General features: G+C 70.5%; 11 protein-coding genes. 1 reads left to right on the top strand and 10 read right to left on the bottom strand.

Annotated elements, in window-relative coordinates; all coding sequences use genetic code 11:
• Positions 1-51: 51 nt before the first annotated feature.
• Complete coding sequence (locus tag ACFY0D_RS36910; protein ID WP_390802268.1) at positions 52-801, bottom strand: TraR/DksA family transcriptional regulator; 750 nt, start codon at positions 799-801, stop codon at positions 52-54.
• Positions 802-1,401: 600 nt separating this feature from the next.
• Between ACFY0D_RS36910 and ileS the strand changes: the two genes are divergently transcribed.
• A complete protein-coding gene (gene ileS / locus ACFY0D_RS36905) occupies positions 1,402-4,560 on the top strand; it encodes an isoleucine--tRNA ligase (RefSeq protein ID WP_390802267.1) in 3,159 nt (1,052 codons plus the stop codon).
• Positions 4,561-4,824: 264 nt separating this feature from the next.
• On the opposite strand, the gene ACFY0D_RS36900 is transcribed toward ileS, so the two are convergent.
• The 9 genes from ACFY0D_RS36900 to ftsW form a co-directional block, all read right to left on the bottom strand.
• Entirely contained in the window at positions 4,825-6,063 is a 1,239-nt protein-coding gene (locus ACFY0D_RS36900; protein WP_390802266.1) for a DivIVA domain-containing protein, read from the bottom strand.
• A gap of 82 nt (positions 6,064-6,145) precedes the next feature.
• Positions 6,146-6,442 (bottom strand): YggT family protein, encoded by a 297-nt coding sequence (locus tag ACFY0D_RS36895; RefSeq protein WP_390802265.1) that lies wholly within the window; start codon positions 6,440-6,442, stop codon positions 6,146-6,148.
• Positions 6,443-6,502: 60 nt separating this feature from the next.
• Positions 6,503-7,120, bottom strand: a complete 618-nt coding sequence (locus ACFY0D_RS36890; RefSeq protein ID WP_350996358.1) for a cell division protein SepF — start codon at positions 7,118-7,120, stop codon at positions 6,503-6,505.
• Positions 7,121-7,269: 149 nt separating this feature from the next.
• On the bottom strand, positions 7,270-7,989 hold the full coding sequence (locus ACFY0D_RS36885) for a YggS family pyridoxal phosphate-dependent enzyme (protein WP_390802264.1): 720 nt from the start codon (positions 7,987-7,989) through the stop codon (positions 7,270-7,272).
• Positions 7,976-8,740 carry a peptidoglycan editing factor PgeF gene (gene pgeF, locus ACFY0D_RS36880; protein ID WP_390802263.1) on the bottom strand — a complete coding sequence of 255 codons (765 nt, stop codon included), beginning with the start codon at positions 8,738-8,740 and terminating at the stop codon, positions 7,976-7,978. Before pgeF ends, ACFY0D_RS36885 begins: the two co-directional genes overlap by 14 nt.
• Before the next feature lie 17 nt (positions 8,741-8,757).
• Positions 8,758-9,963: a cell division protein FtsZ gene (gene ftsZ, locus ACFY0D_RS36875; RefSeq protein ID WP_052872570.1), complete on the bottom strand. Its 1,206-nt coding sequence runs from the start codon at positions 9,961-9,963 to the stop codon at positions 8,758-8,760.
• Positions 9,964-10,242: 279 nt separating this feature from the next.
• Positions 10,243-11,133, bottom strand: a complete 891-nt coding sequence (locus tag ACFY0D_RS36870) for a cell division protein FtsQ/DivIB (protein WP_390802262.1) — start codon at positions 11,131-11,133, stop codon at positions 10,243-10,245.
• 31 nt (positions 11,134-11,164) lie between these two features.
• Positions 11,165-12,259, bottom strand: coding sequence for an undecaprenyldiphospho-muramoylpentapeptide beta-N-acetylglucosaminyltransferase (murG, locus tag ACFY0D_RS36865; protein ID WP_301371687.1), 1,095 nt, complete (start codon positions 12,257-12,259; stop codon positions 11,165-11,167).
• 6 nt (positions 12,260-12,265) lie between these two features.
• Complete coding sequence (ftsW, locus tag ACFY0D_RS36860) at positions 12,266-13,627, bottom strand: putative lipid II flippase FtsW (RefSeq protein WP_390802261.1); 1,362 nt, start codon at positions 13,625-13,627, stop codon at positions 12,266-12,268.
• Positions 13,628-13,640: the final 13 nt, after the last annotated feature.

Below are 13,640 nucleotides of genomic sequence, written 5' to 3'. Positions count from 1 at the left end.
GGCCCCCGCGCGCCGCCTGCCCCACCTCTCCCCGGCCCGTCCGGGCACCCCCTAGTGCCGCCGTTCCTGCTTCTGCTTGCAGTCCACGCACAGCGTGGCCCGTGGGAAGGCCTGCATCCTGGCCTTGCCGATGGGCTGCCCGCAGTTCTCGCAGAGGCCGTACGTGCCCGCCTCCAGCCGTTCCAGGGCCCGCTCGGTCTGCTCCAGCATCGAGGTGGCGTTCGCCGCGAGGGCCAGCTCGGACTCGCGGGTGATGTTCTTGGTGCCCGTGTCGGCCTGGTCGTCGCCCGCGCCGTCCCCGGAGTCCCGCATCAGGCCGGAGATCGCCGCCTCCGAGGCGTCGAGCTCGGCCCGCAGCCGCAGCACCTCCGACAGGAGCTCCGCACGGGCGTCCTCGACCTCCTTGGAGGTCCAGGGGTCCTCTCCGGGCCGTACGGCGAGCTCGCCGGGGGCCAGGGCCGCCGTGGCCCGTGCCTTGGGGAGCCCGCTGGTGGCGGCCGCGGCCGTCTTCCTCGCCGTACCCGCGCTCTTCTTGGCAACCACTTTCCGGACTCCCGTCTTCTTCGCGGCATGTGCCGCCCCCTCGGCCGCGGCCTTCTTGGCCGTGGCCGTCCGCTTCTCGACGGCGGTCGTCTTCTTGACGGCGGTCGCCTTCCCGTCCGGAGCGAGCGCGCCGGCAGCGGTCTTTCGGGCAGCGGTCGCCTTCTTGGCGGGGGCCGCGTCCTCGGAGACCGCCGCCTTCCCGGCGGCCTTCCCGACAGCCTTCTTGGCAGTACTCCCGGCGGTCTTCTTCGCCACCATGGCCGCGACCCCTTCACATACTGTGATCTCTGCTCGCGAATCGTGCCGGAACGATAAATCGACACCGGCCCCGCGGCAACGGGGCACGCATCCATCGAGGTCAACCTGCATCCGTTGTGCCCAGCAGGAGCCCCGGTAATCCGCCCCTCCCGCCCCACCCGAGCCGCAAGCGGCAGCGCAGGCCCATTCGGGTCACGCCGGGGGGCGCGCCGGGGTCACGCGCGGGCCCTCCCCGCAGCCCCGCCACGCCGGGCCGGCGGGCCCCGCACGGGCCCCCGTAAACCGGTCTGCCGTGCACCCCCCGGGCCCGTACACTGAGCCCAGCGAAAGGCATGGACGGGGACGAGTAGCGTCGTACGCAGCCAGGAGCGACCCGGGGACGGTGAGAGCCCGGGGGCGAGCGCGATGCGAAGGATCACCCCTGAGCCGCCGGAAGAAAGCCCGCACGGGATCCCGTACGGCGAGTAGAACCGGCTTCGCACCCCAATGAGGGGGCCACCGGATCCGTCCGGCGGCCAAGGAGGGTGGTACCGCGGGAGCAGCAGTGCTCTCGTCCCTCCGGACGGAAGTGACACCCCGCCGGAGGAAGAGTTCAGCCTCATGACCACACCGCCGCAGTACCGCCCGGTACCCGCCCAGGTCGACCTGCCTGCCCTTGAGCACGCCGTCCTCGACTTCTGGCGCGAGAGCAAGACCTTCGCCAAGACCCTGGAGCAGTCCGAGGGCCGCCCCGAGTGGGTCTTCTACGAGGGCCCGCCCACCGCGAACGGCATGCCCGGCGCGCACCACATCGAGGCCCGCGTCTTCAAGGACGTCTTCCCCCGCTTCCGCACCATGCGCGGCTACCACGTGGCCCGCAAGGCCGGCTGGGACTGCCACGGCCTGCCCGTCGAGCTCGCCGTCGAGAAGGAGCTGGGCTTCAACGGCAAGAAGGACATCGAGGCGTACGGCATCGCCGAGTTCAACGCCAAGTGCCGCGAGTCCGTGACCCGCCACACCGACGCGTTCACCGAGCTCACGACCCGGATGGGCTACTGGGTCGACCTGGACGACGCCTACCGCACCATGGACCCCGAGTACGTGGAGTCCGTGTGGTGGTCGCTGAAGGAGATCTTCAACAAGGGCCTGCTCACCCAGGACCACCGCGTCGCCCCCTGGTGCCCCCGCTGCGGCACCGGCCTCTCCGACCACGAGCTGGCCCAGGGCTACGAGACGGTCGTCGACCCCTCGGTCTACGTCCGCTTCCCGCTGACCTCCGGCCCGCTCGCGGGCGAGGCGGCGCTGCTGGTGTGGACGACGACGCCGTGGACCCTGGTGTCCAACACGGCCGTGGCCGCGCACCCCGAGGTCACCTACGTGGTGGCCACGCGCACCGGCGCCGAGGGCTCGGAGAAGCTGGTCGTCGCCCAGCCGCTGCTGGAGAAGTCCCTCGGCGAGGGCTGGGAGGCCACCGGCGAGACCTTCACGGGCAAGGAGATGGAGCGCTGGACGTACCAGCGCCCCTTCGAGCTCGTCGAGTTCCCGGCCGAGGCCCACTACGTCGTGAACGCCGAGTACGTCACGACCGAGGACGGCACCGGTCTGGTCCACCAGTCCCCCGCCTTCGGCGCCGACGACCTCGCGGTCTGCCGCGCGTACGGCCTGCCCGTCGTGAACCCGGTCCGCCCCGACGGCACCTTCGAGGAGGAGGTCCCGCTGATCGGCGGCGTCTTCTTCAAGAAGGCCGACGAGAAGCTGACCGCCGACCTCGACGCGCGCGGCCTGCTCTTCAAGCACATCGCCTACGAGCACAGCTACCCGCACTGCTGGCGCTGCCACACGGCCCTGCTCTACTACGCGCAGCCGTCCTGGTACGTCCGCACCACCGCCGTCAAGGACGCGATGCTGCGGGAGAACGAGAAGACCAACTGGTTCCCCGACTCGGTCAAGCAGGGCCGCTTCGGCGACTGGCTGAACAACAACATCGACTGGGCGCTGTCCCGCAACCGGTACTGGGGCACCCCGCTGCCGATCTGGCGCTGTGAGGAGAACCACCTCACCTGCGTCGGCTCCCGCGCCGAGCTGTCCGAGCTCTCGGGCCAGGACCACTCGAACCTGGATCCGCACCGCCCGTACATCGACGAGGTCACCTTCCCCTGCACGGCGGAGGGCTGCTCGCTGGAGGCCGTCCGCGTCCCGGAGGTCATCGACGCCTGGTACGACTCGGGCTCGATGCCGTTCGCGCAGTGGGGCTACCCGTACAAGAACAAGGAGATCTTCGAGAAGCGCTACCCGGCGCAGTTCATCTCGGAGGCCATCGACCAGACGCGCGGCTGGTTCTACACGCTGATGGCGGTCGGCACCCTCGTCTTCGACAAGTCTTCCTACGAGAACGTGGTCTGCCTGGGCCACATCCTCGCCGAGGACGGCCGGAAGATGTCCAAGCATCTGGGCAACATCCTGCAGCCGATCCCGCTCATGGACCAGCACGGCGCGGACGCGGTGCGCTGGTTCATGGCGGCCGGCGGCTCCCCGTGGGCGGCGCGGCGCGTGGGCCACGGCACGATCCAGGAGGTCGTCCGCAAGACCCTCCTCACGTACTGGAACACGGTCGCCTTCCAGGCCCTGTACGCCCGTACGTCGAACTGGGCGCCCTCCGCCTCCGACCCGGCCCCGGCCGACCGCACGGTCCTCGACCGGTGGCTGCTCTCTGAGCTCCACACGCTCGTCGCCGAGGTCACCGAGGCGATGGAGTCGTACGACACCCAGCGCGCGGGCAAGCTGCTCTCCGCGTTCGTGGACGACCTGTCCAACTGGTACGTCCGCCGCTCGCGCCGCCGCTTCTGGCAGGGCGACGCGGCCGCGCTGCGGACCCTCCACGACGTGGTCGAGACGGTGACGCGGCTGCTCGCCCCGCTGACCCCGTTCATCACGGAGCGGGTCTGGCAGGACATGGTCGTCCCGGTCACCCCGGACGCCCCGGAGTCGGTCCACCTCTCCACCTGGCCGGTGGCGGACACCGCGGCGATCGACCCGGCGCTGTCCCAGCAGATGCAGCTGGTCCGCCGCCTGGTGGAGCTGGGCCGGGCGACGCGTGCGGAGTCGGGCGTCAAGACCCGCCAGCCCCTGTCCCGGGCCCTGGTCGGCGCGGTGGGCTTCGACGCGCTCTCCCCCGAGCTGCAGTCCCAGATCACGGAGGAGCTGAACGTCACCTCCCTGGCCTCCCTGTCGGAGGTCGGCGGGTCCCTGGTCGACACGACGGCGAAGGCGAACTTCCGGGCGCTGGGCAAGCGCTTCGGCAAGGGCGTCCAGGACGTCGCGAAGGCGGTGGCCGCGGCCGACGCGGCGGCGCTGTCCCTGGCCCTGCGGGCCGGCTCCGCCGTGATCTCGCTGAACGGCGAGGAGATCTCCCTCTCGCCGGAGGAGGTCATCATCACGGAGACCCCGCGCGAGGGCTGGTCGGTGGCGTCCGACTCGGGCGCGACGGTCGCCCTGGACCTGGAGATCACCCCGGAGCTGCGGCTGGCGGGCCTGGCCCGTGACGCGATCCGCCTGATCCAGGAGGCCCGGAAGAACTCCGGCCTCGACGTGGCGGACCGCATCGCGCTCCGCTGGTCCTCCGCGGACCCGGAGGTCGTGACGGCCCTGACGGACCACGCGGCCCTGATCGCGGACGAGGTCCTGGCGACGGACTTCGCGTCCGGCGAGGCGGACGGCACGTACGGCGACCCGTTCACGGACGAGGCCCTCGGCCTGACGTTCCGCCTCCGCAAGGCGTAGCCCGCGGCCCGAGCGGCCCGTCCTCTCCCGGGTGGGGGGACGGGCCGCTTTCGTCATTCCCGCCTCGCCGGCGTTTGAGGCGCGGGGCGCGGGGCGGAGCCCCCGTCTTTCAGCCCCTCCGGCGTTTGAGGCGCGGGGCGCGGGGCGGAGCCCCCGCAGCGGCGCCGCGGACGGGTACGCGAACGGGCCGGGCCCGAGGTTCCGTGGGGAACCTCGGGCCCGGCCCGTAGAGCGCGGCTGCCGACCGCAGAACGGCGGCGGCGCCTAGTTGTCGTCCTCGTCGATCAGGAAGCCCCGCATCGGCGACGGCGCCTGCATCGGCTGCGGCGCAGCCGGCCGGACCGGAGCCATCGGCTGGGTCATCGCCGGGGACATCTGCTGCTGGTTGCCGCCGTAGGACGGGGCACCCATCGGGGAGGGACCGCCCATGGGGGACGGGCCGCCCATCGAGGGGCCACCCATCGAGGGACCGCCCATGGAGTGGCCCATCGCACCGGCCGGAGCCATCGAGGACGACGGCGACGGCGGCAGCGCGGGACCGGCCGGGTTCCGCGGCGGGGCCAGGCTGTCGTCCGCCTGGGTCTCCAGCTGGCGCAGCTGCGACTCCAGGTAGGACTTCAGACGCGTACGGTACTCACGCTCGAAGCCCCGCAGGTCCTCGACCTTGCGCTCCAGCGTGGCGCGGGCGGACTCCAGGGAGCCCATCGCGACGCGGTGCTTCTCCTGCGCGTCCCGCTCCAGCGCGTCGGCCTTGGCGCGGGCGTCCCGCTCCAGGCCCTCGGCGCGCGACCGGGCCTCGCCGACGATCTTGTTGGCCTCGGAGCGGGCCTCCGCGATCGCCTGGTCGGCGGTCTGCTGCGCCAGCGACAGGACACGGGCGGCGCTGTCGCCACCGGGGCCCTGCTGCGGGAGCTGCGGCTGCTGCTGGTGCATCGGCTGACCCATGGGCTGCATCTGCTGCCCCATCGGCTGCATCTGCTGGCCCATGGGCTGCATCTGCTGGCCGAGCGGGTTCTGGCCGCCCATCGACTGCTGCTGCATGCCCTGGGGGCCGCCCATGGGCTGCTGCTGCATGCCCTGGGGTCCACCCATGGGGTGCTGCTGCATGGGACCGCCCATGGGGCCGCCCATCGGGCCGGGGCCCTGCTGGCCCTGGCCGCCGGGGCCCGGCGGAAGCTGCGGCTGGCCGCCCGGGAGCTGCGGCGGGCCCATCTGCGGCTGCTGCTGCTGCGGCGGGCCGGATATGGCAGCGGGCACGGGGGCGCCGGGGCCGCGCTGGTCCTGGGGTTCCGGCTTGCGCATGCCCTGCTGCTGCTGGCTCTGCGCGGCGGCACGCGTGGCGGCGGCCAGCTTGGCGCGCAGGTCCTCGTTCTCGCGCAGCAGGCGCGTCAGTTCGGACTCGACCTCGTCGAGGAAGGCATCGACCTCGTCCTCGTCATAGCCTTCTCGGAGGCGGACGGTCGTGAACTGCTTGTTCCGCACGTCCTCGGGAGTCAGCGGCATGTCTTCTTCACCTCTACGTAGTCGTCGGCAGTCGGCAAGACCGTATCGGGACTGTCCCCGCGCCCGCGGGGAAGCACATCGTTCACGAGCCGCTCGCAGCGGTGCGCACGAAACTGATGAGGATGTAAACGATGATCATCAGAACGAAGAAGGACAGGTCGAGTGCCACGCCCCCGAGACGCAACGGCGGAATGACCCGCCGAAGAAGCTTGAGTGGTGGATCGGTGACGCTGTAGGTGGCCTCCAGTACGACCACCATCGCCTTGCCGGGTGTCCAGGAACGTGCGAACTGGAACACGTAGTCCATGACCAGGCGGAAGATCAGCACGACAAGGAAGCACGCCAAGGCGAAGTAGATCACGTCCAGTACGACACCCATCCCGCGCTTCCCTCTCCCCTGCTCCCGCTGTGTTCCCGGCCCCGTGTCTGACGGATCGGTCTAGCTTTGGTTGAAGAACCCGCCCTCCGCGATGCGGGCCTTGTCCTCCGCCGTGACATCGACGTTAGCAGGCGACAGCAGGAACACCTTCTGTGTCACGCGTTCAATGCTGCCGTGCAGACCGAAGACGAGTCCGGCGGCGAAGTCCACGAGACGCTTCGCGTCCGTGTCGTCCATCTCCGTGAGATTCATGATCACCGGAGTGCCCTCACGGAAGTGTTCCCCGATGGTACGGGCCTCGTTGTAGGTCCGGGGGTGCAGCGTCGTGATGCGGTACGGCTCCCGCTCGGAGACGACCTTGGGCATGATCACGGGGGCGTTCTTCTCCAGGTTTGTACGATCAGGTGTGATGGATGCCACGGGGGCGATTCGCGCAGGACGTCCGTTTTCCACCGGAATTGGGATAGGTTCGCGCTGCGCTGGAGGCTGTGCGACTCGTACCGGTTCGTCCGATACGGGCGATTGGTGCACGGGCTGCTGTCGGCGATCCCGCTCCCGAGCCCGCTCCATCTCCGGCTCGGGCTCGAACTCGTCGTCGGGGTCGTACCCCGGGTTGTCGTACCGGTCGTCCTCCACGAGGCCGAGGTAGACCGCCATCTTGCGCATCGCGCCGGCCATTCTCCGAGTCCTCCGCTCTGTGGTGGATCGCCCTGTCGCAGGTGCCGCCGTGTCACGAATGTCACCAACTGCCCGCGATCCACTAGGTCTGCCCGCCCATCAGCGGGAATGACCATATTTTCTGCTGTGGTCCGACTTTCTTCGCGACGTTACCCGAGCCGGGGTCTCGCGCCGAGTACCGCAGTGCCGACGCGTACATGTGTCGCACCGGCCGCCACGGCCTGTTCCAGGTCTGCGCTCATCCCGGCCGACACCATCGTGGCAGCCGGATGGTCCACGCGCACGCGGGATGACAATTCCATCAGCCGCTCGAAGGCGGCCTGTTCGCGTCCCGCGTAGGGGCCGGACAGCGGAGCGACCGTCATCAGGCCGTCGATGCGCAGTCCCGGCGCCCCGGCGACGAGGTCCGCCAGCTCCGCGAGCTGCTCCGGCGCCGCACCGCCGCGGGTCCCGCGCTCCCCGGACTCCGCGTCGAGGGCGATCTGCACGAGGCACCCGAGCTCCCGGCCGGCGTTCACCGCGGCCGCCGAGAGGGCGGTCACGAGTTTCGGCCGGTCGACCGACTGCACGACGTGCGCGTATCCCGCCACGGAACGGACTTTGTTCGTCTGCAACTGACCGACGAAGTGCCAGCTGAGCGGCAGATCCTCGCAGGCCGCGGCCTTGGGGGCGGCATCCTGGTCCCGATTCTCCGCAACATGACGGACGCCCAGGTCCGCCAGCAGTCGTACGTCGCTCGCGGGGTAGGTCTTGGTGACCACGATGAGCGTCACCTCTTCCCGTCCCCGCCCCGCCGCCGCGCAGGCGGACGAGATACGTTCCTCCACCCGCGCCAGGTTCTCGGCGAGCTCCGACTTACGATCCGTCATTCTTCTTTTCCCCCGGCGGTCCGGGGGGTGTCCCCCGGGAAAGCTCTGTCAACCAGACATATCCGGCAAGGCGTCCGGTCACCCGGTCGCGGCGGTACGAGAAGTGGTCCCGCGACTCCAGTGTGCAGACCGGGGAGCGGCCGCTGTTCACCACCCCCGCCTCGGCGAGCTGGGCGTGCACCCCGGCGACCACGTCGACGGCCGGTGTCCCCCAGCTCGTCTCGGCCCGGGCGGCGGGCACCACCTGGGCCACCGCCTCCCGCATCTCGGCGGGCACCTCGTAACAGTGTCCGCAGACCGCGGGTCCCGTACGGGCGACGATCCGCCCGGGATCGGCCCCGAGGGAGACCATCGCCTCGACGGCGGCGGGCACCACCCCGGCGACCAGTCCCGGCCGCCCGGCATGGGCGGCCGCCACGACCCCGGCGACGGGGTCCGCCAGCAGGACCGGCGTGCAGTCGGCGGTGAGCACGGCGAGGGCGAGCCCCCGACGGGCGGTCACCACCGCGTCCACGGCCGGGATCTCAGCGTCCCCCCAGGGGCCGTCGACCACGGCCACGTCCCGGCCGTGCACCTGGTTCATCCAGACCACCCGGTCCGGCGCCAGGCCCAGGGACTTCGCCGCCCGTGCCCGGTTCGCGAGAACGGCGGCAGGGTCGTCTCCGACCGCGCCGCCGAGATTGAGCTCCTCGTACGGAACGGCGCTCACTCCGCCCCACCGGTCGGTGAAGGCGAAGTGGGCGCCGCCCACGTGATGCTGCTCCGGTGTCACTTCAAGAAGTCCGGAACATCCAGCTCTTCGGCCGGGCTGTCCTGGTACGGCCGGGCCGTGGGGACCTGCGGCGCGGGGGCCTGGACCTCGACCGGGGCCGCCTCGACCGGAGCCGGGGGCTCCTCGCGCGGGGTGACCGAGCCGAGTCCGCCGAAGGCCGGGCGGGCCGGCTCGGCGGCGCGGACCGGAGCCGGGGCCGGCTCCTCGCGCTTGGTGGACGCGGCGCCGATGACGTTGTCCCGGCGGGCCGGGGGCTGTCCGCCGTCGAACCCGGCCGCGATGACGGTGACCCGTACCTCGTCGCCGAGCGCGTCGTCGATGACGGCGCCGAAGATGATGTTCGCCTCGGGGTGCGCGGCCTCGCTGACCAGCTGCGCGGCCTCGTTGATCTCGAAGAGACCGAGGTCCGAGCCACCGGAGATGGAGAGCAGCACGCCACGGGCGCCGTCGATGGACGCCTCCAGGAGCGGGGAGGAGATCGCCATCTCGGCGGCGGCCACGGCGCGGTCGTCGCCGCGGGCCGAGCCGATGCCCATCAGGGCCGAGCCGGCCTCGGACATCACGGACTTGACGTCGGCGAAGTCGAGGTTGATCAGACCCGGGGTCGTGATGAGGTCGGTGATGCCCTGGACGCCCGAGAGCAGGACCTGGTCGGCCGACTTGAAGGCGTCGAGCACGCTGACCTGGCGGTCCGAGATGGACAGCAGTCGGTCGTTGGGGATGACGATGAGGGTGTCGACCTCTTCGCGGAGCTCGGCGATGCCGTCCTCCGCCTGGTTCGCGCGGCGCCGGCCCTCGAAGGTGAACGGCCGGGTGACCACACCGATCGTCAGGGCGCCCAGCGAGCGCGCGATGTTGGCGACGACAGGTGCGCCGCCGGTGCCGGTGCCGCCGCCCTCACCGGCGGTGACGAAGACCATGTCGGCCCCCTTGAGGACCTCCTCGATCTCCTCGCGGTGGTCCTCTGCCGCCTTGCGACCGACGGCCGGGTTGGCGCCGGCGCCGAGGCCACGGGTGAGTTCACGGCCGACGTCGAGCTTGACGTCGGCGTCGCTCATCAACAGCGCCTGGGCGTCCGTGTTGATGGCGATGAACTCGACGCCCTTGAGACCGACCTCGATCATTCGGTTGATGGCATTGACACCACCGCCGCCGACACCGATGACCTTGATGACTGCGAGGTAGTTCTGCGGTGCTGCCACGTCGAAGGCCTCTCGCCTCGAGTTACGTGTCGCCGCCTCGCGGGCCTGCGTTGCGACGACTGATGCCGAAATAGGGACGGTCCGAACGCGCCGACCCGAACCCTCACCCTGAAGTTTAGGGTTAGGGGTGTGCCTGTTCCTCGGACTCTTCCGAACAGGACACTAAGTCGACAAGTAGCGCGTGTTCAACGAACACGCCGAACCTCCCGTTTTTCTTTTCACCCTATGTGATCACCCGTATCGCTGGCCAACCAGGGTGCGCCGCTGTTGGACCGGACGTCAACTCCCGGACGCAGCAGGGGCGGTGGGGACGCTCACGTCGAAGTGAACGGCCTTGGGAGCGGCTTTCAACAAAGCGTTCAATGCGCGTCCCTTCGCGTCGCTCTGTTCACCGCTCCCCCACGTGACGGACCGGCCCCCGGTGAGCTCCAGTACGACCGAATCGTAGGAACCCACCTTGACCTGCACGGTTTCCTTGGCGATCGGCTCCGGGAGGGCGCCCGCGACGAGTACGGCCTCGTGCAGCAGCCGCTCCTCGTCGAAGCGGCGGGCGCTCGGCGATCGACCGGCGTTCAATTCGAGGACCGGAACACCTGCGGGTGCTTTCGGAACCGTGTCGAATCGCACACCCGATGCGTCCACTTCCACGAAGTTGGCGTCCTTTTTGATGAGCAGGACGGGTTTGCGTTCCGTCACTTTCAGACCGATGCCGTGCGGCCAGGCCCGCACCACGTCGACCGAATCGATGCGGGGCAGCCGGCCGCGGACGCGGCCCTCGATCTCGTCGGTGTCGACGCTCACCAGGGGCGCGCCGACCGGGACGGCCGCGGCGCCGAGGACCTGCTCGGAGGTGAGCACGTCCATGCCGGTGGCGGCGACCTTCTCCACGCGGAGCCAGGAGGAGCCGTAGAGCACCCAGGTGCCGCCCCCGGCGAGGAGCACCGCGGCGGCCAGCGAGGCCAGCACGGGGCCCCGGCGCAGGCGTGCGCCGGGACCCTTGGGGCCGGACCTCTGCGCCGACTTCGGGGCTTTGGGGGGCTTGGGGGGCTTGGGAGCCTTGGAGCCCTTGGGAGCCTTCGGCGGCTTGGGAGCGCCGGTGCCCTTGCGGGCATCCGGGCCGGACCGATCAGAAAACGGTGTTCCGCGCCGCGCGGTCGTCCCTCCGGCCACTCCTGTGCCTCCTGCGTCTGCGCTACCCGCCTCAGCGGGACCTGTGGGCCGCGATCGCCTCGTAGACCATGCCGACCAGGAGCTCGTCGGCGTCCCGGCGGCCGAACTCACCGGCGGCGCGGGACATCTCGTACAGGCGGTGCGGGTCGGACAGCACCGGGAGGATCTGGCCGAGCACCCAGTCGGGCGTCAGCTCCGCGTCGTCGACGAGCAGGCCGCCGCCGGCCTTGACCACCGGCTGGGCGTTGAGCCGCTGTTCACCGTTGCCGATCGGCAACGGGACGTAGGCGGCGGGAAGCCCGACGGCGGAGAGTTCGGCGACGGTCATCGCTCCCGCGCGGCACAGCATCATGTCGGCGGCGGCGTACGCGAGATCCATCCGGTCCACGTACGGTACCGGCACATACGGCGGCATCCCGGGCATGTTGTCGACACGCGGCAGTTCGTTCTTCGGCCCGACGGCGTGCAGGATCTGGATCCCGGAGCGCTGGAGGGTCGGCGCGACCTGCTGGATCGTCTCGTTGAGGCGGCGGGCGCCCTGCGAGCCGCCGGAGACCAGCAGCGTGGGCAGGTTGGGGTCCAGGCCGAAGGCGGCACGCGCCTCCGGGCGGACCGCGGCCCGGTCGAGGGTGGAGATGGAGCGGCGCAGCGGGATGCCCACGTAGCGGGCCCCGCGCAGCTTGCTGTCGGGGGTGGAGACCGCGACGGCGTGCGCGTACCGGGAGCCGATCTTATTGGCCAGTCCGGGCCGGGCGTTGGCCTCGTGGACGATGATCGGCACCCCGAGGCGCTTGGCCGCGAGGTAGCCGGGCAGGGCCACGTAGCCGCCGAACCCGACGACGCAGTCGGCCTTGGTGCGGATGAGGATCTCCTCCGCGGCCTTGATGGTGCCGCGCAGCCGTCCGGGGACGGTGATCAGTTCCGGGGTCGGCTTGCGGGGCAGCGGAACGGCGGGGATCAGGCCCAGCTCGTAGCCGCGTTCCGGCACCAGGCGGGTTTCCAGTCCGCGCTCCGTGCCGAGGGCGGTGATGCCCACTGAAGGGTCCTGCCTGCGCAGGGCGTCCGCGAGGGCGAGCGCCGGCTCGATGTGGCCGGCGGTCCCCCCACCGGCGAGTACGACATGCACCGAAATTCACCGCTCTCCGGACGGACGCTTCTTGACGCGCCGTCTCATCGACTTCCATCTCACCCCGGTCCGCCACCAGCCGGTCTTCGGCTGTCGCATCGCGAGGGCCGCGCGCGCCGCCGGCTCCTCACGCGCGAAGGCGATGAGCAGTCCGACCGCGAACATGGTCGGCAGCAGGGCTGACCCTCCGTAGGAGAACAGCGGGAGCGGGACTCCGGCGATCGGCAGCAGGCCGAGCACCGCACCGATGTTGATCACGGCCTGGGCCGTGATCCAGGTGGTCACGCCTCCCGCGGCAAACCGTACGAAGGAATCCTCCGTGCGTCCGGCCACGCGGATACCCGCATAGCCTAGAGCCGCGAACAGGGCGAGAACCGACAGCGTCCCCGCCAGACCCAGTTCCTCCCCGGTGATGGCGAAGATGAAGTCGGTGTGGGCTTCCGGCAGTTGCCCCCATTTTTCCACACTTGCACCGAGGCCGGAACCGAACCATCCGCCCGAGGCGAGGGCGTAGATCCCGTGAACGGCCTGCCAGCAAAGGTCGTTCTTGCCCGGTTCTGTCGCACCGAGGCATTCCAGCCGGTCCATCCGGTGCGGGCTCGTCTTGATGAGCAGTGCGACGATCGCACCCGCGAAGGCGAGCACCCCGACGAACATCCGGGTCGGGGCCCCGGCCAGCCAGAGCAGACCGAACAGGATGGCGCCGAGGATCATCGCGGTGCCCATGTCCCCGCCCAGCATGATCAGCCCGAGCAGCAGGAAGGCCACCGGGACCAGCGGCACCAGCAGGTGCTTCCACTGGCTCAGCAGCCCCTTGTCGCCCTTGCGTGCCAGCAGGTCGGCGCCCCACAGGATCAGTGCCAGCTTGCCGAACTCACTGGGCTGCAGCATGAACGGACCGCCAAGGGAGATCCAATTCTGGTTGCCGTTGATCGAGACGCCTATCCCCGGGACCTGGACCAGGACCATCAGGAAGAGCGTGCCGGCGATCACCGGATACGAGAGCGCCCGGTGGAGTTTGACCGGCATCCGGGAGGCGACCAGCAGGAGTGCGCCACCGATGAGGGCGGCCAGGAACTGCTTCTTGAAGAAGTACGCGTCGCCGAGGCCGAGCTGGAGGGCCTTGATCATCGAGGCGGAGTACACCATCACCAGACCGAGCACGGTGATGAGCAGGGAACTGCCGAAAATCAGGTAATAGGCGGTGAGCGGCCGGTCCCAGGCCTTCTGCAACTGCCGCTGCGTACGTCGCAGCCGGGCCAGCGGCCCGCGCCCGGCGGGCCGCTTCGAACGCACCGCAGGGCGTTTGCGGCCCTGCGCCTTCACGGCGGACGGCCGCCGCCCCGGCAGCATCTGCTTGGCCGGCATCTGTGATCTTCCC

It is taken from the genome of Streptomyces sp. NPDC001502 (genome assembly GCF_042894785.1).
In the GTDB taxonomy this organism is placed as follows: Bacteria; Actinomycetota; Actinomycetes; order Streptomycetales; family Streptomycetaceae; genus Streptomyces; species Streptomyces kutzneri.
Note: the sequence above shows the minus strand (reverse complement) of the source record. Positions and strands in the feature narration are given on the sequence as shown.

Excerpts from the sequence above, each read along its gene's own strand:
- ACFY0D_RS36895 (WP_390802265.1), bottom strand. The coding sequence starts at position 6,442 with ATGGGTGTCGTACTGGACGTGATCTACTTCGCCTTGGCGTGCTTCCTT.
- ACFY0D_RS36890 (WP_350996358.1), bottom strand. The coding sequence starts at position 7,120 with ATGGCCGGCGCGATGCGCAAGATGGCGGTCTACCTCGGCCTCGTGGAG.
- ACFY0D_RS36885 (WP_390802264.1), bottom strand. The coding sequence starts at position 7,989 with ATGACGGATCGTAAGTCGGAGCTCGCCGAGAACCTGGCGCGGGTGGAG.
- ACFY0D_RS36910 (WP_390802268.1), bottom strand. The coding sequence starts at position 801 with ATGGTGGCGAAGAAGACCGCCGGGAGTACTGCCAAGAAGGCTGTCGGG.
- ACFY0D_RS36900 (WP_390802266.1), bottom strand. The coding sequence starts at position 6,063 with ATGCCGCTGACTCCCGAGGACGTGCGGAACAAGCAGTTCACGACCGTC.
- ileS (WP_390802267.1), top strand. The coding sequence starts at position 1,402 with ATGACCACACCGCCGCAGTACCGCCCGGTACCCGCCCAGGTCGACCTG.
- ftsW (WP_390802261.1), bottom strand. The coding sequence starts at position 13,627 with ATGCCGGCCAAGCAGATGCTGCCGGGGCGGCGGCCGTCCGCCGTGAAG.